37 protein-coding genes are annotated in these 24,802 nt (G+C 39.9%); 1 reads left to right on the top strand and 36 read right to left on the bottom strand.

Going from position 1 to position 24,802, the window contains the following annotated elements:
- The first annotated feature begins 193 nt into the window (after positions 1-193).
- Positions 194-403, top strand: a complete 210-nt coding sequence (locus tag BMX84_RS02525; RefSeq protein ID WP_091486941.1) for a hypothetical protein — start codon at positions 194-196, stop codon at positions 401-403.
- A gap of 57 nt (positions 404-460) precedes the next feature.
- Here BMX84_RS02525 and BMX84_RS02530 read toward each other — a convergent pair whose 3' ends face one another.
- From BMX84_RS02530 to BMX84_RS02705, 36 genes are all read right to left on the bottom strand, one after another.
- Positions 461-1,033, bottom strand: a complete 573-nt coding sequence (locus tag BMX84_RS02530; protein WP_091486942.1) for a hypothetical protein — start codon at positions 1,031-1,033, stop codon at positions 461-463.
- Positions 996-1,508: a Panacea domain-containing protein gene (locus tag BMX84_RS02535; RefSeq protein ID WP_091486944.1), complete on the bottom strand. Its 513-nt coding sequence runs from the start codon at positions 1,506-1,508 to the stop codon at positions 996-998. The genes BMX84_RS02530 and BMX84_RS02535 overlap by 38 nt, the downstream gene beginning before the upstream one ends.
- Before the next feature lie 230 nt (positions 1,509-1,738).
- Positions 1,739-2,965 (bottom strand): N-acetylmuramoyl-L-alanine amidase, encoded by a 1,227-nt coding sequence (locus BMX84_RS02540; protein WP_091486946.1) that lies wholly within the window; start codon positions 2,963-2,965, stop codon positions 1,739-1,741.
- Positions 2,966-2,969: 4 nt separating this feature from the next.
- Complete coding sequence (locus BMX84_RS02545) at positions 2,970-3,227, bottom strand: holin (protein WP_091486947.1); 258 nt, start codon at positions 3,225-3,227, stop codon at positions 2,970-2,972.
- Positions 3,227-3,622, bottom strand: coding sequence for a hypothetical protein (locus BMX84_RS02550; RefSeq protein ID WP_091486949.1), 396 nt, complete (start codon positions 3,620-3,622; stop codon positions 3,227-3,229). Before BMX84_RS02550 ends, BMX84_RS02545 begins: the two co-directional genes overlap by 1 nt.
- A gap of 92 nt (positions 3,623-3,714) precedes the next feature.
- Positions 3,715-5,805, bottom strand: a complete 2,091-nt coding sequence (locus tag BMX84_RS02555; protein WP_091486951.1) for a hypothetical protein — start codon at positions 5,803-5,805, stop codon at positions 3,715-3,717.
- A 4-nt stretch (positions 5,806-5,809) separates the two neighbouring features.
- Positions 5,810-7,384, bottom strand: coding sequence for a phage tail spike protein (locus BMX84_RS02560; protein WP_091486953.1), 1,575 nt, complete (start codon positions 7,382-7,384; stop codon positions 5,810-5,812).
- Positions 7,384-8,085 (bottom strand): hypothetical protein, encoded by a 702-nt coding sequence (locus BMX84_RS02565; protein ID WP_091486955.1) that lies wholly within the window; start codon positions 8,083-8,085, stop codon positions 7,384-7,386. The genes BMX84_RS02560 and BMX84_RS02565 overlap by 1 nt, the downstream gene beginning before the upstream one ends.
- Complete coding sequence (locus BMX84_RS02570; protein WP_091486956.1) at positions 8,082-10,274, bottom strand: phage tail protein; 2,193 nt, start codon at positions 10,272-10,274, stop codon at positions 8,082-8,084. The genes BMX84_RS02565 and BMX84_RS02570 overlap by 4 nt, the downstream gene beginning before the upstream one ends.
- Before the next feature lie 3 nt (positions 10,275-10,277).
- Positions 10,278-10,526 carry a hypothetical protein gene (locus tag BMX84_RS02575; RefSeq protein ID WP_091486958.1) on the bottom strand — a complete coding sequence of 83 codons (249 nt, stop codon included), beginning with the start codon at positions 10,524-10,526 and terminating at the stop codon, positions 10,278-10,280.
- Positions 10,527-10,591: 65 nt separating this feature from the next.
- Positions 10,592-11,005 (bottom strand): hypothetical protein, encoded by a 414-nt coding sequence (locus BMX84_RS02580; RefSeq protein ID WP_091486960.1) that lies wholly within the window; start codon positions 11,003-11,005, stop codon positions 10,592-10,594.
- A 14-nt stretch (positions 11,006-11,019) separates the two neighbouring features.
- The gene (locus tag BMX84_RS02585) at positions 11,020-11,619 is read right to left on the bottom strand and encodes a hypothetical protein (RefSeq protein ID WP_091486961.1); all 600 of its coding nucleotides are present in this window, start codon (positions 11,617-11,619) and stop codon (positions 11,020-11,022) included.
- Positions 11,620-11,988, bottom strand: coding sequence for a hypothetical protein (locus BMX84_RS02590; RefSeq protein ID WP_091486963.1), 369 nt, complete (start codon positions 11,986-11,988; stop codon positions 11,620-11,622).
- Between the two features lie 4 nt (positions 11,989-11,992).
- Entirely contained in the window at positions 11,993-12,421 is a 429-nt protein-coding gene (locus BMX84_RS02595; RefSeq protein ID WP_091486965.1) for an HK97-gp10 family putative phage morphogenesis protein, read from the bottom strand.
- Positions 12,414-12,737: a phage head closure protein gene (locus tag BMX84_RS02600; RefSeq protein ID WP_091486966.1), complete on the bottom strand. Its 324-nt coding sequence runs from the start codon at positions 12,735-12,737 to the stop codon at positions 12,414-12,416. Before BMX84_RS02600 ends, BMX84_RS02595 begins: the two co-directional genes overlap by 8 nt.
- A gap of 2 nt (positions 12,738-12,739) precedes the next feature.
- Positions 12,740-13,273, bottom strand: a complete 534-nt coding sequence (locus BMX84_RS02605; RefSeq protein ID WP_091486968.1) for a hypothetical protein — start codon at positions 13,271-13,273, stop codon at positions 12,740-12,742.
- A gap of 38 nt (positions 13,274-13,311) precedes the next feature.
- A complete protein-coding gene (locus tag BMX84_RS02610) occupies positions 13,312-13,554 on the bottom strand; it encodes a Rho termination factor N-terminal domain-containing protein (RefSeq protein ID WP_091486970.1) in 243 nt (80 codons plus the stop codon).
- 14 nt (positions 13,555-13,568) lie between these two features.
- Complete coding sequence (locus BMX84_RS02615; protein ID WP_091486972.1) at positions 13,569-14,480, bottom strand: hypothetical protein; 912 nt, start codon at positions 14,478-14,480, stop codon at positions 13,569-13,571.
- Positions 14,481-14,504: 24 nt separating this feature from the next.
- A complete protein-coding gene (locus BMX84_RS02620; RefSeq protein WP_091486974.1) occupies positions 14,505-15,098 on the bottom strand; it encodes a phage scaffolding protein in 594 nt (197 codons plus the stop codon).
- 200 nt (positions 15,099-15,298) lie between these two features.
- The gene (locus BMX84_RS02625) at positions 15,299-16,207 is read right to left on the bottom strand and encodes a phage head morphogenesis protein (protein WP_091486976.1); all 909 of its coding nucleotides are present in this window, start codon (positions 16,205-16,207) and stop codon (positions 15,299-15,301) included.
- Positions 16,182-17,669 (bottom strand): phage portal protein, encoded by a 1,488-nt coding sequence (locus BMX84_RS02630; protein WP_246791074.1) that lies wholly within the window; start codon positions 17,667-17,669, stop codon positions 16,182-16,184. Before BMX84_RS02630 ends, BMX84_RS02625 begins: the two co-directional genes overlap by 26 nt.
- Positions 17,670-17,680: 11 nt before the next feature.
- On the bottom strand, positions 17,681-18,934 hold the full coding sequence (locus tag BMX84_RS02635) for a PBSX family phage terminase large subunit (RefSeq protein ID WP_091486979.1): 1,254 nt from the start codon (positions 18,932-18,934) through the stop codon (positions 17,681-17,683).
- On the bottom strand, positions 18,921-19,370 hold the full coding sequence (locus BMX84_RS02640; RefSeq protein WP_091487082.1) for a terminase small subunit: 450 nt from the start codon (positions 19,368-19,370) through the stop codon (positions 18,921-18,923). Before BMX84_RS02640 ends, BMX84_RS02635 begins: the two co-directional genes overlap by 14 nt.
- Before the next feature lie 56 nt (positions 19,371-19,426).
- Positions 19,427-19,699, bottom strand: a complete 273-nt coding sequence (locus BMX84_RS02645; RefSeq protein WP_091486980.1) for a hypothetical protein — start codon at positions 19,697-19,699, stop codon at positions 19,427-19,429.
- 207 nt (positions 19,700-19,906) lie between these two features.
- Positions 19,907-20,389: an ArpU family phage packaging/lysis transcriptional regulator gene (locus BMX84_RS02650; RefSeq protein WP_091486982.1), complete on the bottom strand. Its 483-nt coding sequence runs from the start codon at positions 20,387-20,389 to the stop codon at positions 19,907-19,909.
- A 155-nt stretch (positions 20,390-20,544) separates the two neighbouring features.
- The gene (gene ssb, locus BMX84_RS02655) at positions 20,545-20,979 is read right to left on the bottom strand and encodes a single-stranded DNA-binding protein (RefSeq protein WP_091486984.1); all 435 of its coding nucleotides are present in this window, start codon (positions 20,977-20,979) and stop codon (positions 20,545-20,547) included.
- Positions 20,951-21,493, bottom strand: coding sequence for an HNH endonuclease (locus BMX84_RS02660; RefSeq protein WP_091486985.1), 543 nt, complete (start codon positions 21,491-21,493; stop codon positions 20,951-20,953). The genes ssb and BMX84_RS02660 overlap by 29 nt, the downstream gene beginning before the upstream one ends.
- 13 nt (positions 21,494-21,506) lie before the next feature.
- Positions 21,507-21,818, bottom strand: coding sequence for a hypothetical protein (locus tag BMX84_RS02665; RefSeq protein WP_091486987.1), 312 nt, complete (start codon positions 21,816-21,818; stop codon positions 21,507-21,509).
- A gap of 10 nt (positions 21,819-21,828) precedes the next feature.
- Positions 21,829-22,338 (bottom strand): Holliday junction resolvase RecU, encoded by a 510-nt coding sequence (locus BMX84_RS02670; protein ID WP_091486989.1) that lies wholly within the window; start codon positions 22,336-22,338, stop codon positions 21,829-21,831.
- Entirely contained in the window at positions 22,335-22,535 is a 201-nt protein-coding gene (locus tag BMX84_RS02675; protein WP_091486991.1) for a hypothetical protein, read from the bottom strand. The genes BMX84_RS02670 and BMX84_RS02675 overlap by 4 nt, the downstream gene beginning before the upstream one ends.
- Positions 22,532-22,888 (bottom strand): hypothetical protein, encoded by a 357-nt coding sequence (locus BMX84_RS02680; protein WP_091486993.1) that lies wholly within the window; start codon positions 22,886-22,888, stop codon positions 22,532-22,534. Before BMX84_RS02680 ends, BMX84_RS02675 begins: the two co-directional genes overlap by 4 nt.
- Before the next feature lies 1 nt (position 22,889).
- Complete coding sequence (locus BMX84_RS02685) at positions 22,890-23,204, bottom strand: hypothetical protein (protein ID WP_091486994.1); 315 nt, start codon at positions 23,202-23,204, stop codon at positions 22,890-22,892.
- Entirely contained in the window at positions 23,201-23,443 is a 243-nt protein-coding gene (locus BMX84_RS02690; protein WP_091486996.1) for a hypothetical protein, read from the bottom strand. The genes BMX84_RS02685 and BMX84_RS02690 overlap by 4 nt, the downstream gene beginning before the upstream one ends.
- Complete coding sequence (locus tag BMX84_RS12835; RefSeq protein ID WP_091486998.1) at positions 23,440-23,532, bottom strand: DUF3789 domain-containing protein; 93 nt, start codon at positions 23,530-23,532, stop codon at positions 23,440-23,442. Before BMX84_RS12835 ends, BMX84_RS02690 begins: the two co-directional genes overlap by 4 nt.
- A complete protein-coding gene (locus BMX84_RS02700; RefSeq protein ID WP_091487000.1) occupies positions 23,529-23,858 on the bottom strand; it encodes a hypothetical protein in 330 nt (109 codons plus the stop codon). Before BMX84_RS02700 ends, BMX84_RS12835 begins: the two co-directional genes overlap by 4 nt.
- On the bottom strand, positions 23,858-24,784 hold the full coding sequence (locus BMX84_RS02705; RefSeq protein ID WP_177165437.1) for a DnaD domain protein: 927 nt from the start codon (positions 24,782-24,784) through the stop codon (positions 23,858-23,860). Before BMX84_RS02705 ends, BMX84_RS02700 begins: the two co-directional genes overlap by 1 nt.
- Positions 24,785-24,802 lie beyond the last annotated feature (18 nt).

The raw sequence follows: 24,802 nt of genomic DNA on the forward strand, positions 1-24,802 counted from the left end.
TGAAAACAAGTCTTTGACTCGTTTCTTTATACCATTATACAAATAATTAATCGATATGCAAGTGTTATTTTAAAAAAGAATGGTAGCCATCCGCTCTAATCTCTATATAATATGTTCTACTTTTATTCATTAAAAATATTTAATGGAACAAGCTCTTTTGAAAGCGTATACTATTTAATCATGGAGGTGTTACATGGACGAATGGACAGAATTATATAGAAAAACGGTGAATAATGTTATACATAGGGGAACCGTATCTATACATATTAACTACAGGACGATCATTGTTCAGATATATGAACGAATAATAATGGTCGTTAGTCCCACAGAGGATGATGCGATTATAGCAGCAACTGCTTTAGTCCTTGCTTATAAAAGAAATGATGAGATATACGGCGGATGATAGTATGATAAGTTAGGCTGGGCAATAAAAAAGAGCAGATTAAGTCTGCTCTTTGACTTACACCATTTCATCAATTTTTTCAAAAGCTTTACTCATGCATAACCCATTACCCTTATTCTTTTTAAAAGTATTATTACGACGTTGCCATTGACTAGGTATAACCAGGTGTAAAGGATCTATAAGAAATACTTTATAAGATTTCTCTTCCATAATAAGGTAAACTCTTAAAGCAGTAGAATCATTAAGCTGATTCGATCGAATCCTGCATTTGGCTATATCATCAAAGGACCAATCTTCTTTTAGATACAAGTTAAATATTCTTTCTAACCTTTCATTTTCTCCTGTATCCGCATCTATTGTGCCTTCATCTAATTTATTCCAATCTCTGGCATATTCGTACACATTGTGAATAAATTCAGGCTCCAACTTTTTGTTGAGAAAATTAGTAAATTCGTCTTCCGGAAAATCTGTTATGTTACGTTTTGATTTGAGTGTATCTTCATTCATAAGCTCGAAACTTCTTTTTGTAGTTGGTTCTAAATACTGACTTTTTTGATCTAGTACTGATTCTTTCGAGTCAAGTATATCACCGCTATTGTTTTGAGGTTTTAAGACGTCGTCTATATTCATTAACGATTTCATCCTTATCCATGATAGCTTCCTCTGTACCGATTGCTTCTTTCCAAGCTTTATCTTCGTGACTTCTATCAACTAATGAAAAATCGGATTTCGCGATGATTTGCTGTCCTACATCACTGATAAATTTCTTGATCTCTGCATCAACTTTATCACTATCATCAAAATCATACTCTTTTTTCTCGTAACCGCCTTGATGCTTATACTGCACATATACATTTCTGATTACTGGACCATACGTCCATGCTTCAAAATCTTCGCTAAATAGGTATTTAGGCATTGAATAGGTCTCTTCTTGTACTCCTTCTTTTTCATCACCGGTATATAAGCCGGAATAAATAGCAAACAGAAAATACAAAGTTTTCTGTAATTTTAAAGGTGTCAATTCTCCGAATGCTGAATATAAATGAGAAACCAAATCATCTACATCATTAAAATAAGCTTCTTTACAAGTTTCTAATGAGCTCATTTTTATCCCTCCTGTAAATCAAATGTAACTGTACATTAACTTTATGCTACTGAGCTAGAATTATCAAGTATAATCGCTTTACAATAATGTGTTTAAGCCGTTTCCTCATCGAATAAAGTACTGATTTACCAAGCTAATTCTTTAAATTCTGAAATGTGACAGAATATTGACACAAAAAAAGCCCCCACCATTTAAGGCGAGGGTTTTTTCTCTAGATAGTATCTAGATTTTTATAATTTATTTTCATTCAATTTACGCTGCAAGGCTTTTACCATAGCTGAATTCGTGCGACTTACAGCGCCGGTAACAGGTGTACCTAAATATCTCTGCAGCGCTTTAATCGTATTTGGTCCAAGTGATCCATCTACATAAGCGCCAACGCGCCCCTGGAGGGCTCTGACTACCATGGAGCCGTCTTTTCCAAATCTAACTGACGGAATATTATTAGTAACTGCATGCCGCGACTGACCACCGATTAATCCGGTAACGTCAGTACCTAGAACTTGCTGAAGACGTTTAGTTGTTGCTGGTCCCCATGCGCCGTCTACAGCTATTTTAGTAACGTTCTGAGGTGGCTTATTACCGTCTCGAATAATACCTATCAGCTGCAGGTTCTGTTCAGCTGTGCCTTTATATCCTTTGATACCCAATTCTTCCGCACGTCTCTTGCGTGCTTCGAACGAGCCATCTTCTCCGATACTCTCCAAGTATTTCTGAATTGAGTTACCATGATAAGCTGGAGATTTCTTCTCTTCTTCCGTTGCTTTTTCTTCTTTTTTTCCTGGAATGTTTATTACTTGCCCAATTCGCAGAGTACGCGAGTCTACTTTGGGATTAGCGTGTTCCAGGTCGATGACATTGAACTCTCGACCTTTCGCAATGGACCAGAACGTATCACCTTCCTGGACTTTATAAGTACAGCCGATATTTTCCTTCACTGGCAGTTTAGGTTTTTCTGCTAACACTTCTTCATAATCGAATTCACAACACGACTTCCAGTAATAGTCCGGGTACTCATTGTGGGATCTCACGCGATTGATTTGTGGATATTCTTTCTTCAGTCGTGCAACTAATAATCTCAACGACTCTTTCTGTTCATCTGTTGGTTCTTCATAACGGAAATCTCCAGTCAAACAGATACCTACCGAGAAGTTATTGGAGTTTCCGACATGATAAGTTCTCCAGTTGATCGGATTACAGAACTTAATCGTCCCATCCGGTTCGATAACATAAGAGTAGCCGATTGATGGCCATCCATTGGCATTAACGTGATATCTAGCAAAGCCTTCTGCGTTGGACCCCGATAAGCCCTGTCTAGTTAATGAGTGGTGAATAGCTATTTCTGTCTTGCCTTTCATATCTAATACTGGGAACTTCTTCCAAGCATGACGAACGACTTTGTTTCTATAGTCAACAAACTTTGGTAAATCTAAAAACAATCCATGTACTTTACTCATTTTGTTATCCTCCTACTTTCAAATTGTCATATAAACCGCTACTTGCAAGGCCAGATATAACACCGGCCAGGACATATTGAGACACTTCATACCCAAATCCAAATGCGATAGCCAGTCCACAAACAAATCCGATGCTTACAGCAATAGCTGGCATAAATTTAATATCGATGAGATCCATTCTTTTTATCACTTCGACAAGTCCGCTGATCAAAGGCACCAGCAAGCCTGCCACCATTACGACATTACTCATTAATTCTTGCATTATTTATCCTCCTTAAGGATTGCAATTTGCTCTTTTAGATTGGCTATTTCCTGTTTTAGTTTTGCGATGATCTCTTTCAAGTTGGCGATAATGCCTTTCGATTTCTCGTTTTCTTCTTCCAACTCTTTTGTGTAGACCTCGTACTCATTGATTTTCCGATAGTGTTCATCCTTGAATGCAGCAAATTCTTGTTTGACCTGCTTCAACTCATCCCTGAATCCTGATACCTGTTCTTTATACTCAGCCAGGATTATCGACATGTTTTTTACATACATACCTTCTGTGTTTACATCTGCTTCTACTTGTTTTCCTTTTAACTGGTATTCCGTCTGCTTCTTTGTTCCAAAATAAGTTAATAGTGCCGTAATGACACTGGCTATAATCGTTTCGTTCATGCCCACTCCTTTCTCTTGTATACAAAAAGAGAGCAGCATCAGCTACTCTCTCGCTTTCATTTCGTTTTCAGTTAGTTCGCAGTATGGGTCAACTAAATTCTAAATTTAAACACATAGTCAGGACCTGAATTAGTAAATCCACTAACAAAAGCAGACGCGCCATCAATTACAGTAGATTGAGACTCTATTTGTACATCTTTATTGATAACAAAGTCTTTCGCTACTCTATAAGTCTCTGATTGGTAATCTAATGATATTTTATATGTGTGCATATGGGAGAAACCAGCAGACACATACAGGAAACTATCATAATCAGTACCTTGGGGACGTGCATATTCTCTACCTGACAAATCACCTGCGAACGTATTAAGGAGTGTCGTGTTACCAGTATAAGAACCGTCCACTTTTTCGAGTTTTATTTTATAAACCGTCATTTTGGCATCTGTGTTCTGTCCGTCATATCCGATATAGTAAACAATCTCGTCATTCTCACCAAAACACATTGAACCTTCAAGGCCGTCAATATCTAAACCCGTCAAAAATAACTCTTGACACTCTGGGTCTGCTTTAAGCAGTGTGCTTTTATCTTTCGCACCTTCATATAAATAAAAGGATTGCGTGCCGGGGTCATAAGTGACAAGGTTTCCGTTGGAGTAACTAACACTGTTGGCGTGACCTAAATCATGATGTTTAATACCCAAATCAGCATAGGTGTTTTTATCCATTATGCGAATCTCCGCCGTCTCGCCCTCGGTGTCCGCCCCTAAGAAATACCAGATTTCATTGTCTACCATACAGGCGTCCTGACTTGTTCTGAAAGGCTTGTCTATCTCTTTAAATTTTGGATAAATAACCTCGTCTGGACTTATAATTTGTCGCACGTTGTCAGACAAATGTTTCGCTGTGACACTTTTATTTCTTATGCTGTTACCGTCAACAAAAAGGTGTTCCAAAATCTCAAGCGAACTGTCAACATCTATATCGGTAGGTGTTGACAGTAATCTATCATCATCATAACGCAGCATTATTCTGACGAAATAATCGTCTTGCAATGTGATTGCCTCTTTGTGAAACCCACCGAACTCTATTACGGAAGGAGAACTAACAAAACTACTTAAATCTGCGTTATCATATAAAGCTAAGATGAATGAAACATTTGAATCGCCTTCAGTTGAAAAAGACGTGCCTTTTCTAAATAATAGTGGTGTGTCATTCCGTAGTCGATTATTTCTGGTATTACTAGTACCTGCGTCTGTTGACAAACCACCTATAACAAAGTCTTTAAAAACATCTGTCGGGCTGATTAAATCACGTGTCCTGACTTGACTAGGAGACAGATTGACACCTGTTACATTTTCGGTTTCTAGCTGTAATGATTTAATTACATATATCGCTTGGTTCACATCGAGGTCGTCGACACTATTTAATGTGCGATCGTCTAAATAATGTATGAGTATACGAACATACTCATTTTCTTTCGCGGTATAAACACCACCTTTAAAAGATTTGTCCTTGGGAGAATACACAAAATCTGAAATGTCTTCGCTTGAATATATAAGAATAATAGAATCATATAAACCGTTAGAGTTGAAATATATTCTGTCGCCTTTGTTCAAAAGTGTTGGCATTATAGTTCTCATTCTATTATCCTTGTTTTGGTTCGTTCCATTATCTGAGTTCATACCACCTATTTCAAAATCCATGAATTCGGTAACCGTAACTGTTTTATTAGGCGTGATTTTTTGCGGGGTAATCGCCCCGTCCACAACGTTATCCTCGATAACTGAATCAACGCCAACGACAGCTGTATTTCCGCCTGTGATTTGCTCTCGCAAATCTTGCGCAGCCATGCCCCATGTGATTTGACCTGCGCCGTTTTTGTCAACTTTGGTCGCTATAGTTTGTGCCAACTGCGCGGTAACTTGCTGGTGTTCATCGTCCAATCTTGCCTTTAAATTCGGTTTCCCATTTCGTGCAGCGGTTATTTCCGGTGCTGAAATAACGTCCTTTCCAGTGGTATCATCAAGCATTTGCTGGAATTGAGTTTCAACATCTGCTTGTCGGTTTCCGGTAGTTTTTATACCTTCAGATATATCATCCCTCATTTTTCGCATTTCTGGTTCTCTCTTTATATTCTCGGATATACTATTAATCTTATTTCTATATTCGTTTGTTTCAGTCATTCAATCACTCCTCTGTCGTTCCTGTTGGTCCTGCAGGTTCTTCTGGTTCAAGCGCTTCAACTCGAACAGTTAAATCTTCAATCAGCGCCGTTAAATCAATTATGTTTTGTTTTGCTGTTTCCATATCTCCATTCAGCACATCCGCGTTAACTTCTTCCGTAATCGTCAATAAATCAATCTTAACTTTATCTGCCATAGGCATTAGACCGCTATACGTAGACGTTGCTAAGCCGTATGAAGGAATACCTTCCACTACGTCGTTTAGAGCAACGATTGCTTCGTTAAGATTATTTATTGACTCATTTAATCCCGGCAAGTCAGCTTCACCCACTTGAACATTGATTGTGTCAACAACGTTATTAATATTCCCTACAGCATCATTTAAGGCGCTGATCGTCTTAGATTGACGGTCAAGCATGTTTTGCAGTTCTACTATCCTTTTAGACTGCATGTTTGTTTCTTTTTGATAGTCAGACAGTGTTTTGAATTTGTCTCCAATAACAACGTTAGAATTTTCCGGCTCGTTAATGTCAAAGTTTTTTTCAATTATACGTAGTTTTTCATCAATTCCCATTAACGGATTAATGGTTGGATATCCATTGCCTACTTTGAGTGAATGAATATCAATTCCGATCAAAGAAAGATCCAGCGCTTCTAAAGTGAACTTGTTAAGTATTAACTTCTGATTGTTTAAATAATCCCATCCTGCATTATATAGATTTTCTGGAAGAGTAATGTCATCCCAAACGACCGGCTTCCCTCTATATCCGAAAGTCTTTATTAATTCAGGGTGATCAATATACCTAATTCCATTATTCACTTCCTCTATCGTCAAACGTGCCTGGCTGGCATCGGTTGCCTCTTGATCCTCTGACTTTATACGTTCGCCCAGAGGGGTAATCCGTGAAACAATTTCAGTGGCATCCACCTCTTTTGACATAGTGATTAAGTTTTTAGACAGCTCTATAGTCGTATCAACGTCTTCCCCGATTCGCTCCAGGTAATCTAAGTAACGTACGCCGTTTTCTTTACGAATCCTGAATTCTCCGCCTAATCTGTCCAGTAACTTATCTTTTAATTCTTCATACGTTGTTTTCTCATCAGAAAGATACACATACATATTGTTTGTTGAATTCGTGACTTCTACTATTCCTGGTTCAAACTGTTTGTAATCTTCAACTTGAGAATTAAAGTGTTCAAGTATGGTTATGAGTAATTCTTCAGGTGTCCCTCTGAACTCTAACTGACGAGACGGGGCGTCGTGGAAAAAACCCATTTCACTTTCACACATATAAGTTTTAGAGACGACCCCATCAGTATCCATTTCTTCTATAGGCGCTAATACCCTGCCTTCAAATTCGTATTCGTCGTTCACGTTATTATATACTTTGATTAGCGTTTTAAGTGGCATTGGGATTCCATAACCTGGATTCTCAACAGTCATTGTGAACTGAAAAGTATCTATACCGTTGATCGCTAACTTGCCCGATCCATCTATCTTTAAATCACTGACATAAGCGTCATTTATCAATACATTTCTGCTGTTCGGTCCATCTTCGTATAACGTTACTTCATACATTAAAGAACCTCCTTATGCCACTCAAATGAGATCGATCCATTACCTTCAACAGTAAGAGTGGTCTCCCCTGTGGCCAAAGTTAACTGGTAACTCTCACTTGTTCCTTCAGGGGCCATAAAAGTACGCTGACCTTTAGTAATGGACATTTGACTGCTGGCTGTGATTTCTGGCCTGACAGTAGCTGATCCATTATTTACGAGTGTAATTGTTTTGCTCCCGCTGATATCGAAAGATGTCTCCTGGTAAATATCCAGAATTGTGTAATCATCCCAATAAGGACTTCCCTCTGGCTTTTCTTTTCGCATGAATGGATAAGCTACAAAACTGACGGTAATGATCCCATCGGTCCAATTCTCATCAATGTCGGTCTCGTTTTCCACTTCTGCCATAAAGTAGTAACCGGGAATCCCTTCATCGATGAGCGGCTTGCGTCCGTCTGAGTTCATCAGCCAGTCAACGACTTCTATCATTTTATAACTTAGGTTAACCTTGCTTTTTTCAAGTACATTGAATGAATAGGTCAACAGTCTATTTCTGTACGTTTCTGATCCATACAATCGGGAGAAATCATGTTCCGTATTGCTGTATGTGGGTTTTCGCTTCTTTTTCTCTTTGGAGGGTCTGCCTATGATTCGGTCAGGCGTGATGGTTAACCCTAGGTCTTTATATGAATGCTTTCCGTTAAACTCTATTCCGATCATAAATTAAGATCCCTTTCTTGAAATTTAACTTTCCGTCCATTCTCTACATCTAAAGGATCCCGTATCCCTCGTGCAATGACTTTTCCATCCAACGTGACATTAACAACAACTGGCCTATCTCCAAGGCTTCTTATCTCATTCAAAATGCCATGCAGCATCTGTTTGATCTCTTGTAAGTCAAATCCACTGGCTTGAGCAATGCCGGCTCCTATGCCACCTAACGTCTCTTTATTCAAGGGTAAAACAGCTTCTCTTCCAGCTTCTCCACCGACCATGACGTTATTACCATTCGTGCCGAAGGCTGTTGCTTTCTCTAAAATACCGCCTTTAGCGAACCATTCCACACCGATCTTAGGCACGCCTTCTTTAAGCCAATTGATCGGATTAGCTGACCCTTTGACAGTGAATCGCGGCATTTTCAACTTAGGTAGCTTCCATGAAAAGTTGAAAAAGCCTTTAATTTTATCAATCATAGTTTTCACAACGTTTTTCGCTGCAGTGATTGGACGAGTGATTGCTGATTTAATGGAGTTGAAAACTCTAGTGACAGTTGATTTCAAAATATTTACTGAATTTGTCGCTCCACTTTTCAACCCATTAATGATTCTCAAAACAGCGTTTTTAGCCATATTCCATGCATTGGAGAAACTTGATAGGCCTGTTTTTGCTCCATTAACAATGTTTTTGAAAAAGCCTTTGATACTTGCTATTCCATTTTTTGCAAAAGATTTAATGCCGCCGAGCAATTTGCCCATCATGATCAGATTCCAGAGGTTCCAGGCAAATTCAACGGCTCCTTTTAGAAGCTGTTTGACACCTGCCCACATGGTTGACCAGTCTCCGGTAAAGATACCAGAAAAAATTTTCAAGGCTCCCATAATGATATTTAGTGCTCCTTGGATCACACCTTTTATGTTCCCCCATACCGATTCAACTAAATACCGGATGACCGGAAGGAAAAATTGGAATGTATTAACTACAATAGTAGCCAGATTTTTGACAGCTGAAATAATTTGGTCACCATTTTGATTCCAAAAAGCAGTTAACTGAGAGATGATCTCTTTAGCAAAAGAAATGGCATCCTGCAAAATTGGCATAGCGATTTCTTTGATAAGGTTAAACATGCGAACAAAGTTCTCGCCCAGATTACCTTCACCACTAAATATGCCGGTATAAAAGTCCACAAGTGCTTGTAAATAACCTTTCAAAGTATCCCAGATCGCGCTATTCGTAATATTTTGTTTGATTGTATCAAAGTTATTAATGAAGTCTTGGAATTTATCAATAACCAATTGAATAGCTTCCTGAATCATTTGCCAGGCTTCCGTCTGTTTGATTTGTTCAATGAATCCACCAAACCAAGTTTGAGCTACTTGCACTTTTTCGCCTGCAATGACTAGCCACTCAGAAACCTTAGTCAGTCCAGCAACTACAGGAGCTAGTATAGGGCCGCCTATGATAGCGATAAAATCCTGCCAGGCTTGTTTCATATTAGCAAGTTGGTTTGTATATTGGTCTGCTTCTTCAGCTGCCATTCCTGTAACATTAGCTTGTTCTTGGAAATTTTTAGCAAACTCTAATCGTGCATATTGCTTCTGAGCTTCTGTGGCGTCATCCCATGCAATTCCCAGCTTCTCGGTTGCAAACTTGCCTATTTCACTTTCAGTAGTAGTTACTCCAATTGCGTCTCCCGCTTCGGTATTGCCTCGTATAAAAGAAAGCAGAGAGCTTGTAGCATCTTCTAATTCTATATCCATAGCAGCTGCCGCGTCTGCTGCAACAAGTATGCCACTCTCACTCATTTTCATTGCTTTGTTTGCATCGATTCCGATACCTTTAAATTGAAGTTGCATGCTTGTCAATCCTGGTTTAATACGGTTAGGTAAAGCACCGATTTTCTTTGCAATATCATCAATAGTTTTTTGACCCGAACCACTTAACTCACCAAATACTTGTTCGAATTGCGCTTGCATTGCTTGAGCGTTTGCAGCCGCTTGAACATTCAAAGCCCCAAAGTCAATCAGTTTCTTTGCTACAAATAGACCACCAATAACTGCAGCTGCTTTTTTAAAGAAGCCGGCTATTTTACCACTAGACTTTTTGGCTTTTCCTGTAGTCTCATCAATACCTTCATTCGCTTCATCATTATTTAAACCAATTGTTCCAAATAATTTGAATATTTCACCCATGTATTATGTTTCACCGCCTTTTTTTATCGGCTTGATATATCGCATATTACTTTCAATGATTTGTTTTTCTTCTTCCTCAGATAATTTCTGCATTTTGTTATTTTTAATTTTTCTATAATGCTTTTTCTTGAAAGCAGGAAAGTCATCTTCGATTTGTTTGTTTAACCATATTTCCCATAACTGATCTTCATTTTGTTGATCGTATAACTGCAAAATAAAATCCGCTAAGCCTTCAAGAGTATATGTACTCATGAGTCTCAACGGATCTGCATATCTTTTAAATAGTAAGTCTTTTAACTTAAACTCACCGTCATTTTTTATAGTAACGATGCGATAGATGAGAAAAAATCTTTCAGTTCCTCTTTCTTAAAAAAAGCAATAAGTAATGCGGTGTATTCTTTCAAACCCAATTCTTGAATGTCTTTCACTCTTTTTCCAGTTAAATCAGCAAAAAGAGAATTGATATCAGTTTTAATCTTGCCGATATTTAACAATGTTTTTTGAAGTAAGCCAGCCATCGCTTCCATGCCGCGTTTTTCTGCTTCAGCTTCTTGTTTAGCAAGTTCTGCTTTCGTCGGTTCTTTCTTTTTATGGTCCATTGGTACGACTTTGCCAGATTCAGCATTCTCTTCGAATATCTTTACAAAATCATCTTTGATGTCTAATTTCCCGATAATAGGAAGAAGAGTGAATAAATCATCACCCTTCAACTCTCTCATTTCTAGTGTCATCTATGTTCCTCCTCTTAGCTTGCTGCTACTGTTGGATATAAAATCTTCCATGGGTATTCGTCTGCTTCTAACTGTTCTTGAGAAGCATGCGCTTCATATACTTGTTCAACTACCGCTTCTCCGTCGTCTTCGGTGCCCAGTTCGAGTCCGTTTGTGCAGAAAGCATTGTCTAAAATCGCAATGACCGGATCATCTGACCCTGATAGTTTGCCGACGACTGCTATGTTATCGATATAATCAGCATCTTCCACAAAGCGTTTCGTTCTAATGATTTTATATCCGGATGGCGCTTCTTCAGCAGTGGCATCAACCATCGATCCGTTCAGAGATTGTCTGATCGTTTCTGCTGTAAGTTCTTTCATGTTAGCTGTGACGGTAGCATTAGCCGACGCCAGCAACTTGTTACCTTTTACTTTCATGTGCGTCGTTCCGTCAACTTCAACATCCCGGTAAGCTTGTTCAATCGTAAGTGTGACCCCGCCTGATGTAGCTCCGTGTAATGTCCCTGTGAAGCCTGTTTCAGCTGCGAATGTGACGCCTGTATAAACTGTAGCCGCATTAATAATGTAGCTCTCGGACGTTTTTTGAGTGTACCCTGTTTTCTTTAATCCCATTTACCTTGTCCTCCAATCTGTTTTGCAGTAAAACTGCATGTTTCGTCTTTTAATTAAGTCATCCCCGGTCGGAATCTTAGTCGAACGTAAAAAGTTAAAGCGGATGAACAGTTCCTCTGTCAGCTTATGGTTATCTTTAAAGTGAGCTTTCAATGCTTCTTCCACCTGGAACACATCATAATAACTTGCGTTATTGTCGAATATGTCCACATCGATATAAAATCCTTCCACATTGCGCTCCAACGATTCCGAATCGAAGTCGAAGGTTACATAAGGATAACTGACGGTACTTCTTCTGTTCCGTTCGTGATAGGACTCTGGAACGACGGTTCTAAATTGATTTGTGAGTTCTGTTAAGAATTCAATCATTCAATCACTTCCCTTTAAAAGATGCGCCATATTCGTTACCGACGATCTTCTTGATATTACCTTTATTGCGTCTGAATGCTGGTCGTAAGAACGGTTGAGGTTCTAATCCATAAGTAAAGAAATACTCTCCCGACGGATCACGATAGACCCATCCACCCTTGCGGCCATTTCCGTTCTCAGCAAACTCACCGGTACCAAATTCATTGTAAATCGCATGCATATGTGGAGAACCTACCTGACCGATTAAGTTGCCATCTTGTTCTGTTATCTTATGGTCTATCTTATCTCTTAACTCCCCTGATCCAGTACGCGCCAGCGACTTCGCCTGACCTTCAACCATCAACAGTATCGATTCCATCGCTGCTTCATTCGTCTGTGCCATCAGCTTCTTCACTTTCTTTGAGTTGTCTTCGAATTTGAAGTTATTAGCCATTTACAAGCACTCCATTGTATTTAAGATAGACTTCATTATGATGCCCTTGACCGACTGGATCATCAGCATACGTCACGGAATAAGAACGGCCATTGGCTTCAGTCACACGCATGTCATCTGTGATGCCTTCGGTAAACTCTGGAATGATCAGCATGTGAGTAGACTGTTCTGTCACGGCATTCTGGACGTTATTCTGGTCTGTTCCGGTCGCTAAGTCGATATAGCCCTCAACGGTCTTGTAAATCGTCCAATCTTCCTTAAATCCGCCGATACCATCATCAATCTGCGCCTTCTTCTCGATGACAAAGAGTTTCATCACTAGCCCCACCTCATCTTTTCATACTTTTTCAAGAATGATAGAAGTGCAGCTGGGAACCCCTCCGTGTTCTCATTCGCATTCACGTCGTAGTAGGTCGTGCTCATTCGACTAATCGTCTGAGACTTGATCCCTACCTTCCCGGCCATCTTTTTATCGTACTCAATCATCTTCTTGACGCCTCGTTTGATGTCAGCTGGATAAGATACCAATGTCAGCATCATACGGCTGTTTATTTCATCGATAAACGGTACACCAGCGACTTTTATTGTATCCGTGAGTATTTCATCAACGATATACACACCGTTGTTATACGCTGAATAATTGACCTCTACGGTGTCGCCCACTCTCAAGCCTCTAATCGGTCCTTTGATATGAATCACATTAGGCTCTTCTAGTGTTACGCCCTCGAATCGGACTGCAGTATTCTGAAAGGTATTGTTTGTTAGCTGCCGGATACTCTCTTCAAAGGCATCCAGATCATCTTGAGTTATGTTTGAATCGATAAGTTTTGCCTCATCCAGTGAAATAATCATCTGTTCACCTCTTTCCAAAGAAAAAAGGGGAGTAATGACTACTCCCCTAATAATGCAATTAGCTCATCTTTTTTGATATTTGCTTTGTATTCAAGACCTTTTTCATCAGCAAGCTCCTTCAACTCATCTACTTTCATAGACTCATAGTCTGATGACTCTTGCTTTTCGTCTTCTTGAGCATCTTGAATTTCGATCTCTTTAAATCCCATTGCCAAGTATTTCTTGATTTTTACATCGTTATCTGTTTTCTTGATAACGTTGTCTAATTTGAATGTACGCATCAGTTATCCTCCTCTTATGCTACGGGTTTAGTGTTGGCATAAATAGATTTCAGTTTGCTTGCTGGTACCCATAGATCGTGGTATTTGCGGTAGTCCACTTTCCAAGCATCTGCTTTTTGGTTCGTGTCTGGTGAGAACGTGCGAACCTTGTCTGTTTTAGAAACCGCAATAGGTGCGTCTTTCGTAGCGATCAACCAGTTGATGTCCAATGCGCCTGAAGCAACCTTGAATCCACCGGCTTCTTGTCCTGCAGTCGTACCATCCAGGAACTCGAACGCTGTTTTCAATAATTTTGATGGTGCTTTGACGATCGGGTTGCCGTTGAACGACTGCACTTCTACAGACAGCGCACCTTTTGCAAGCATTGCTTTAGAAATGAAATCTTTACCTGCTTTACCTAACATACCGGCCATGATCGGATTCATAGTGATGACGACGTCTTTTGCGCCGATTTCATCTTCCATGTTGTTCAAATCAGCCAGGATCTCATCCAAAATGTTGCTTGCTGTAATAGCGATTGAGCGGGTCTGTTCAGCATTGATTGCCAATGTTGCCAGTTTAGAATAACGGTATGCGTCGATTTCAGGAACAACCTGCACACGTTGGAATTCACCCATGACTGTGCCTGCAGTTGCGACAAAGTTGGTTTCATCCACATCCATTGCATCGATTGAGAAGGTACGACCACGGTCTTGAGTAAGAGAGTATGTTTTCCATTCCAGTGTGACGTCTCCACCGACAAAACCGTTCGCACGATCGTAGTCAGCCATACCATCCATAAGAATGTTAGGAAGTTTCACTTCATTCCCGCCATTATATTTGATTAAATTGTCGTTTGCTTCCATCCAGCCAGTGGTAGATTGTTGAACTACCTGTTTGTCCAAGGATGGTTGGAAGATTTTTGAATATTCTAGTACGTTTGGCATTTAAATTCCTCTTTTCTAATGTTTTTATTCTGATTTAATTCCTAGAGCTGCTTCAAACTCTTGTGTTGCTGCAAGTGTTGGGTCAGACGGCTTGCCTTTATCCAGCTGATTATCGAGAACTTGATAGCCCGGTGGGTTATCCCCTTTATCATCAGAATTATCAGCTGTAAAGAACGTTGGATTCGCTTCTTTGAGCTCTTTCACCTTGTTATCCAGGTATTTCACATGGCCATTTTCGTCGACTTCCAGCTCTCCAAGTTTAAAGAGCATATAATCAACGTCAGAGACGCCTTCTTTCTGCAGCGCTTCTTTAATCGAGTATGTCTTTTGCGTTTCCAGTCGTTCAGCTTTTAACTGCTCTACCTGTCCCTCATAGTCAGCGATCTTCTTCTGCAAGTCTTCGACGTCTTTATTGTCTTTCTTCAAGTCGTCGACCAGTTTGTTTGCAGCCGTCAGATCATTGTCTGCTTGTTCTTTCTGTTCCTTCAGCTTGTTATAACGTTCATCCAAGTGTTCCTCGCTTGTAAGAAAAAGGTTATTTTCTGGCATGCCGCTTACAATTTTAGACGCTTGTTCTTCCGTCACACCTACTGATAATAAATATGATTTAAAATCCATTTGTCGCTCCTTTCCACCACTACACTTTTTACGCGGTCGTCTCGCATGTGGTCAGCCCGATTACGCACGGCTTCTGCATATTTTTAACACAAAAAATAAGCCTTTTAACGTCATGCTTTAAGGACGATTGTTTTTTACCGTACACGATAAACTTTAAGTATGATCCAGTTCAACGCCTTCACGATCCATCGCTTCACTTCCTACACTCCTTTCTGTTCAGCCCATTCTGTATAGTTTTTATATTCAATGACCTTTTTTGTTTCATTATCTCTGCGTACTGCGGGAGAAATACCATCGACGACGCTTATTGTCGTACACCTGCAGTTTATATCGAGTCCTGGGTTACCGAACAACCTTGGACCATCTGCTTCATAGCCATTAATTTTGAACTTCCCATCAATAGCTACTGTTTGACCATCCAGTTCCTGATGTGAGTGACGTGTCTTCTTATCCAAGGTTGACTGCCACTGCTTTTTTAGCTTGACACCTTTATTCTCAGCCTCTTTGTAAGCTCTCTGCTTAGCTTCTGACTGAACCCGGCCGCCTTCTGTTCGTGCAATCCGTAGTGCCTGCTTATAGTCCGCTTCAGTCAGCTCGCCGACTCGTTTGGCCACTTCAGCGTATCCCTTACCTTTAGTCGCTCCCATCAGAAGTTCGTTAGTAACAGTTTTTGCCAGCTTATTTCTGTGCTCGTATAGACGTTTTGAAAGAGTTGATCCAGCAACCTTTTTATCTACCAATCGCTCGATATAGCTTTCATTCAACATACCAAAGTCTAGCTGCACGTTCTCAGCGCCATCAAGAGCGTAAAACGTACCGTAATACCCTTGTTTGACCTGCTCTTTAACGTGATCACGGATAGCCGGCTGTGTTTGAGCCTCCATGTTCCAGAGGATGTCATCGATCTGTTTGGCTGCTTCGATCTGCCTTTCAGCTTCTAGGCGCTTCGAGAAAGAAAGCATGTCATAGTTTTCTATGTACACTTTGATTTCTCTCTTTAAATCCTTCAGCGCTTTCCGGTAGAACTTAAACAGTTTATTGTCGACCTCGTTATACGTCCGGGAACTTAAAAGTTCCAGTTCCTTATGCCACTTGTCCAGCTCCTGCATCGTCTTCACCCTCTACTGGATCCGTATCGTCTTGCAAACCGGATGAATATTCCTGTTCTTCAATAAGCAGTTGCACCTCTTCCCAGTCCAGTTCGAACTGCTCACAGATTAGCTTCAGAACGCTCTCGTCATCCAATCGTGATGCGACGGCCAAGATAGATTCTATAACAACGGCTCGTGTTTCTTCTTTGATTTTCTCGACCTCGACAATGTCCTTCTCGTTGACCATTGTTTCTCTCACAATGTTTACCGTGATGTCATTCGCTTTGTAGGCTGTCTTAAAGCGGCGGTTTATGTCTGCAACAATCATCTCATTGCACCAGGACAGCATGGACCGTAACCGGACCTCAGCTTTGTTGGCTTTCATGTCAAGTAATGCATAACGTGATTTAATAACAACGTTTGTTATGTTACCATCGCCGATCTGAGTTGAATCAAAGCCCATACCGAACTTGTAGATTGCATCTTTGTCGATGTCCAGCTTTGTCTTCCTGGCATCCACAGGTATGTTGACGGTCTTCACCTCCACCCCGCCATCTGACGATGTACTGACGACTTTCTTCGCTTTAACGTTCTGTCTTAGTTTACTTAAGTCATCCCCGCGGAAGCCTTTGACCACGTAGATCGCTTCTGCAAAGTCCTGGAGATTGTTAGATAGAAAAGCTGCCATCAGATCGTAATCATCAATTAAAGCTTTGATTGGTTCCAAATCAGACTTTTCCTGCTTGTTATTGCTTAATCGGTAAAAAGGAACCGATCCATATGAGCGCTTCAAGATGTTCCCTAATCTGTCTGTCGCAATTACATGCGGTCGAGGGTTCATATCTCGGGTGCTGTCGAACTTAAACGATCCATTCTTATCTTCTTTCACATAAAAAGTGACCTGTTTTTCGTCCCATACTTCTGCAAACTCAACAGAAACCACCTTTCCATCTTTCTCAACGTCTTTATTGTAGTAACGGACGATACCTTTTAGGTTGTTTGTCTCGTCATAGACAGGGAACGTGTGCAAGCTATCCGATACCTGGAAACACAAACGGTCATTCGCTATCGTTCTAGCAAACACATATTCTTTCCCTTTGTTTGATGCACCTTCGACTGCTTCCTGCAGGAACAATTGGAAATCATCATCATAATATTCTTCTAAACGCTCTTTAAAAGCCTCATCTTCCACCTCTATAGTGACCGGGTTGGATAATAAGTACTGTACTTTCTGATCAACCAGTTCCGTATGGAATGCATGCGGGATCTTTACGTTAGACGCATTATGATCCTCTCGTAGCACATCGTTGTCATCAAGGTAAAAGATGCGGTTGTTTAAGATGTCGTGCTCATAATCATAGTATTTCTGCCCTGTGCGGGCTTTTTCCTTGCTGGTTGAGTTCTTATCCTCATCAACAGCTTTCGCCAGTGCAGCGGCTACCGTTGCATTATCATCGCTTAATAGTTTCTTATGGTTCACTTTCTCACCCCTCAATATAGCCATTTATTATTCTTCATTTCATCTTCAAGACTGTATCTACATGTATCAATACTATGGTTGTTTTTATCTGGATAAGTCCCTTTTAAATTGCCATGCGCATCTCTTTCTATTTCGTACCTTGAGAACTCCCTGTAAGTGTTCGGGCAGCGTTCAGAATCAATAATTATTTCATTTAGGTCTTGCAAGTACTTAATACCATGCTCGACTGACCCTGGTCCTTTTTTTGCTGGATCAATTCGCAATCCCAAGTCTTCAAATTCCGCTATCGTTCGTGGTTCAGCGCTATCAGCCGTAATCCACCCGTTGACTTTGTTAAACCTTTTAATAGCATCAACTGCAGCGCTGTTTTTCATGCCGGTTTTATGAATCTCAACGAATATATACAGCCTCCCTCTAGCCTTATCTAAATAATTCTCCATATAATGTAACGGATCTGCCGCAAAACCAAAGTCAAGACCACGCCTTATTTTGTCGAATCGTTTAATTTCATCATCGCTGATCCGTCTATTTATAATGTTAGTAAAGACCTCTGCTCCTGTACCGGTTACGATCCCCATGTACTCATGCTCATACTTTTCCGGTTTCGTTTCTTTTAAATGCTCTGCATCACTAATAAACTGCTCACCTAACCATTCTGGTGGAACTGTTAGGTATGTGCTCGAATGTACCAACGTATCGCTTCTATGCCTTTGAGATTCAACCTCGGAATTGACCCAGTTGTTTTGAGATTGAGGTGGGTTGTATGTATAGATGACCTGGATATCATTACCACCTCTGATTAACGTTTGGTTAATATTCCGGATGTCAGCCATACTCGAAAATTCGTCTACTTCTTCATACCAGATGAATTTGGCGTATCCTCGTCTAAATTTACTACCTTTAACCTTCTTAGGGTTGTCAGCTCCTTTAAATACAATCTTTTGACCGGTTGGAATATAGGTTATATTCATTGGACTAATCGAGGCATGCCATAAGTGGGAAACACCTAGCTTGTCTATCGCCCACAACATCTGCTCGTATACAGATTCTCTGAGGGTATCTTTAACCTTTCTCAGGACAACGGCATTGGCATCCGGATCATTCATCATGCCTGTTATAATCTCTACAGAGGCAAATGACGACTTGGTAGAACCACGACCACCTTGCAGCCAGTAATGATCGTATATCTTATTTTTCAAGGAATGATGAACGCTATAAAAAGAAGGTGCGATAATGTCGGTTAGACTGTATCTAGTCGCCAGCATTCTCTTCACCTTCAGGGATATCATCTATTATCTGGACCATACCGACAGCGCCAGATAGTTCTGTTTTATCCGTCCACAGCGCATAGCGCTTGCCTAGCAATTCAGCCGCCTTTATCCGATCTTTTGCGCTCACATCCATATCATCTATTTCCTGGAATCCTTCTCCCATACCTCGTAACACTTGTTCTTGTTGTTCGCCACGCATTATCGAGGTTAAATATTTCATTATTTCATCTTGCTTAGCTATTTGCTTATCTTCTAACTCTTTCAATCGACTATCTATATAAGTTTTTATGTTAGGTTTTGTTAAGTTTTCATTTCCTATGAATCGTGCTGTCTTCTTACTATATCCAGCCTTCTTAGCCGCTTCAGTCGCATTTCCGCAGATGATGTACTCATCAGCAAAGCGTTGCTGTTTAACTGTCAGTTTTGCCATTTTCCAACACCTTTCTTTTATGTATAAAAAAAGACCCATAAAAAGGGTCTTTTTCATTAAAGATTTAGATTGTTTAATGCGTCCAGATTTTTATTTCGATTTTCCTTTCGTTGATCAGGACTATCGACTTCTTCAGCTATCACTTCAACTAAATGTCTGGCATCAATACGGTGTAATCGCCCTTCTAACTGAAGATCTATTCTTTCATTTGTTATCAAACTTGGAGCGTTCAGAACCGCTTCCTCAGAATCGCTAGCTATTACATCTTTCACAATCCTTTTGTTTCCGTTAGATAAACAATAAGTCACATTAAAATATTTATCTACCATTATATCCCTCCTCCTGCTTATGATAATTTCATAGTACCAAAGACGAGAGGACAAAACACTGAAAAAACTATGTAAAAAAAGAGCCACCCAGTCGGATAGCTCTTCGATCTGATTAGTTGTAAAAGAAGGACAAGGTAAGGAGGCAACCTCTCACTTTCTACAATTAACCACACTACCATAATAATTCTTTTAACAGTCTATGGACAATCATTCCTCCTTCTGCTCTCGCTCATCACTCTCCCATTCATCAATAAGCCACTTATGATTGTTCACCCACACTTTCTCGACTATCAGCCGCCCATAATCATATGCTTCTGCAAATTCTAACTGGGCTTTTTCAAGTTCTCTATAGAATGTACTTTCACTCATGGATAAATCCATATATATATTGATGTCACTTTTTCTTCTTTTACTTATGTACCGATCATGAAGTAGTTGCCGGCTATAAGCATCTAATTTGTTCAAGGCCCTGCCAATCTTCCATAACTCTTGTTCAGCAGTTACTTTTCTCGTCACTGCATTACCAACATTATCGCTCTTGCCACTTCCTGGAGATTTCAGTTCTAATGAGTAGGTAGCGGTTATTCTAGGAGTGAATTCTTCATCCGCTATCCTAGCCATTGAACGATAATATGACAGCAATCGATGTACCTTTTTCTTTGTCTGTTCCTTGTCAATTTCTGGAAACATTACGCCACTCCTTATGTTATAATTTAAGTGGGTTGACACGTTGCGGGAGTGACGTGTCTTTTTTACTTTATATTAAGGCCCGCTTGTCTCATCGGGCCTTAATCAAAAGGGAGGTCATCATCTGATATGTCGATACTGTCTTTGTTATTTTCGAATTAATCTTCATCATAATTCTGATAACCGTTATTACCCTTATTTTCACTCTGTGAGCTATTTTTGTTATTCGATGTATGATTACCTTCCGGAGCGTTTGAACCATGCTCATTTGTTTTCTTTGGTTCTAAGAACTTAACGTTTTCAGCTACCACTTCGGTCACATAGACTCTCTTTCCATCATTTCCGTCATAGTTCCTGGTTTGAATACGTCCTGTGACGCCTATCAATGATCCCTTTCTTGTATAATTTGATAAGGCTTCAGCAGTTTTCTTCCAAACTACGCAGTTTATGAAGTCTGTTTCTCTTTCTCCTTGTGCATTGGTGTATGGTCTCTCTGCAGCTATTGTGAACGATGCGACAGCTATGCCGCTGCCTGTAAATCTCAATGTTGCATCGGCAGTTAATCTACCGACTAAAACTACTGTGTTTATCATAAGTTTCCCCTAACTTTAAATATTCTATTTTGTTATAAACTGTTTTCCTAGATATATTTAACTTTTTTGATATATATGTTGCCTTGCGTCCTTCTTCTACCAACTTTTTAAGTTCTGCGTCCACATCTACATAAGAGGGATGATTCTTTTTGTTTTTTAATCGCTGTTTCATCAATCCTGACATTTTATTTCTAGTTTCTTTTGATCTCCTGCTGCCAAGATGGTGATAGATTGTGTGCTCCCCTCTATCTAGAACCTTTAGATTAGCTACCCTATTGTCGTGCTTAATTTCGTTTTTGTGGTGTACAACTTCAGTTTCATTTAAGAACCTGCCCAGGTAACTTTCCGCAACTACTCTGTGTTCCATAATATATCCCGCAACATCTGAATTAGGGTGCGCATTAATGCAGAGCAGAACGTACCCGCTTTTGTTCCTTTTTCTGCCTGTAACATTAAACACTCTGTCGCCAATCATCACTGAATACAGTACTTGTTTCTCGGATTTTGCCGGCATTATAATTCTCCCTTCATCGTTCAATCAGTGGTGTTAAACGCATGCCATGTCTGCCATACTTTGCCTTGGGTACCACAAAGCGCTTATCTGTATCAGGGTCTATCAAGTTTTTAAAGTTCACACATGTGATTTCTCTTGTCTTGTCGTCCATAACCAAGGCGCTTACCTCGTAAAACCCGATTATTTTTCCCTCAAATTCACCTTTAGCGTTTAAATAGACTACATGCTCGTTCTTATACCGTGTCACGCCATCAATTTCCACATCTTCTTTCAGCTTACTTTTTAAGTACGGTTCTCTTTTAATAAAGTTTGTAAATGTATCCATGTTGTACTCCTTAACATATGTCATCGATCAGGTTCAGCAACCCATTTTTAGTTGATATCTCAAAATCAACCAAATCTTTTTGATTGACTGACTTCTTTCCGCTGTTCTGTTTCAAATATACCCACGCTGGCCATGGTACTGCATAGAATTTTTTCATTCCAAAACTCACAACGACTAGCGCTCTGGCTCCCAAATGATTGTGGAACGATAAATCTCTTTCCTGTGCTGCATTGATACGATCAAAAGTGATATTAGTCGAGTCCGTGTGTTTCGCTTCAAAAACGATAGATTGACCGGTTTTTAACGTGCCTGTGAAGTCCGGCTGTGCTTTTTTCGTGAACACCGCCTGATATAACCCTTTGGCCCGATTGAGCGCTTTGATTGGCTTGAGTGGTTCCGGCGTCTTCTGGATATGCGCCAGGCCTCTTAAACTGTAATGCGCGCAAGTCACATCGATCAGATGCTCGAACCGTTCTCCATTGCGTTTTGCCTTCAATGCGCTGTAGCTGCGTTTAGTCATTTATTTACCGACCCCTCATTCACTTTTTCATGGTCAAACGGAAGTGGTTTGTACACAACGTGTACATCAAAGCTATACATCCCGTCGTATGCCATATTATCTTCTGCATCAATCTGCACACGTTCTACCTTTTCGCCCTGGAGTATTTTATTTAATTTACTTATGGCTAGAGCCATCAATTCATCTTGGTTATTCATTCGTCTGCTCCTTCCAGTTCCAATTCTAGTATTTCAATCTCTTCTTCAGTGATTTTGGTAAAGCAATTTAGTTTTTCTTTTAACCAAATGTTCAGATTGGGATTATGGATATATAACCATTCTCCAATTCTCACTCGTTTCCAATCCCAACTGTCAAAATGTACGACAATGTGGTCTAAAGTACAGAAGACACTAATATGTCTCTCAAGCCCATATACAAAAAACTCCATGCGATTCTGACTTTCCCACGTGTGATTATGCTTATAGTCAACAACAAGAAAGTCTAATTGGCTGTTTAACCTTTCCAGCAAAGGATCTATTTCGTCGAACATAGAAAGCTGATGCGATTCCATGTCATTCGTCTGCTCCTTCCATTTTCTTAATTAGTAGAGCTGTTTCGTAAGGATAACGACTAGTATTTTCTATCAAATCGTTTTCCATTTCGATTGGATAAGCCGGCAAAGCTGCACTTTTATTTACGTCTTCTTCCCTATACCCCCATCCGAAATCACGATATTTTTTCGGTTTCATTGAGTAAAAATAAACAGTGTTTTCTTCCCTGCATGCCCATTTATATCCTCGTTTGATTAATTCTTTCATAACTTCAAGCTGCTGCTTTTTTGTTTTTGCGCCGTTCAAAACTACTTTAGTGAACTCTTCGCTGTTCATTCCCTATCTTCCTTTCCTGCAACTGCAATCACTCTAGGATAATCAGTGAATGTTCTACCTTGTATCAGCATCCCGACAACATCATGCCGTTTGCTTTCGTTCTCGCCTGGAGAAGTTACCAAAGGAATCGGCCTGCGTTCCTCTTGAAGCATCATTGATAAGTCAATCACTTGCTCAGGAGTTAAGAGTAAACTCACATCTCCTTCTGTGGTATAAAGCGTGACTGTAATATTTTTCATTCCCTATCTTCCTTTCCTACCTGCATGAGACACATGACGCCAACACCGATATACGTTCCAATATATAACCCTAGTACGAGATACATCATTGGATTGCTCCTTCCAGTTCTTCTATCCCCGATCCAATTTGTCTGTTTAATAAGCTTTCAACCAACATATGCGTCCCCCATCCATTTAAAGACCAATACGTCTTAATAGATTCGAATCTGTAGGCAATCGGTCGTTGCTCGCATCCTGATGGTTTCATTCCGAATACAAACATTGCCTTATTTTTATAGCAGACTTTGTAATAGTCATCGCCTTCAAAAACAGCAAATTCCCGTGTCCTGTTAGCTTTAGCAAATGTGATATCAGGATAATTAACTGGTATGCCTTTAAACTCCTGCGGTTCAGAGAAGAGTGACAACTGTTCCATCAGCCATTTGCTCCTTTCGCTTCTCTCATCCTTTGAATCATTGCCTTATATTCCGCTTCCTCTTCAGGTGATACCTTTTCATCTTTCTCTGGTTCATAATCATCTCTCGCCCATTTCGGTAACGATTCGGATCGACTCGTGGATTGACTAGAAAAATTATTCTGTCGTGATTTAGATAATGATTCAGCTTCTGCAGCTTCAACAGTTTTAATATCTTTATTCGCCCAACTTTTCATGATTGCCTTGGCATACGAGTATGGAGCGTTCTTTTCAATTGCTTTTTTTAAAGCCAACATAACCACTTCATTGGATAAATCTTTACACCACATTTCTATATCTTGAGTGATGTGGCTGTTTGCCATTCCAAAATTATCTTGATAAAAACGATGGACGTTGACGTCGGAATGCTCTTCTTCTACTTTAGTTTTATTTACTTTAGTTTCCTTTACTTTACTTTGTGGTTTTCTGTTAGTAGGCTGGGCTGATAACTCTTGCTCAGGTTCGTTTTTACTAGTAGAAACGTCTGACTGTTCGGGTTTCTTGTCGTAGAAACTATTTAAAGTAGGTCTCGTAGGTGCTTTAGCTTTTCTGTTTTTATAAACATCAGCTATATTATCAACAAAGTGTTGACACCAAACGACTTGAGAATTCCACAATTCCCTATCGATTGCATCAAGATCAGCTAGTAAATCCAGTATCTTACCAGCAGATTCATCGTCCTGGTGAGTTTTTGCTAGTAGAAACTGCCAGTGAGAAGAGTTTCTACAGTCATAAACATGACCGTCCGTTGTTGCTAGTAGCTCTAGCAACTTAAACCAGAATGCATAACCATCGTTTCCAAATTTAGATTCCAAAATAAACATCGTTTTTCCGCTATTAGCAATGTGAGGAAAATAATCAACTGTTTGCTTTTTAGGTCTTGCCATTCTTTCACCTCCTAAAAA

This window comes from Alkalibacterium putridalgicola (assembly GCF_900109825.1).
In the GTDB taxonomy this organism is placed as follows: domain Bacteria; phylum Bacillota; class Bacilli; order Lactobacillales; family Carnobacteriaceae_A; genus Alkalibacterium; species Alkalibacterium putridalgicola.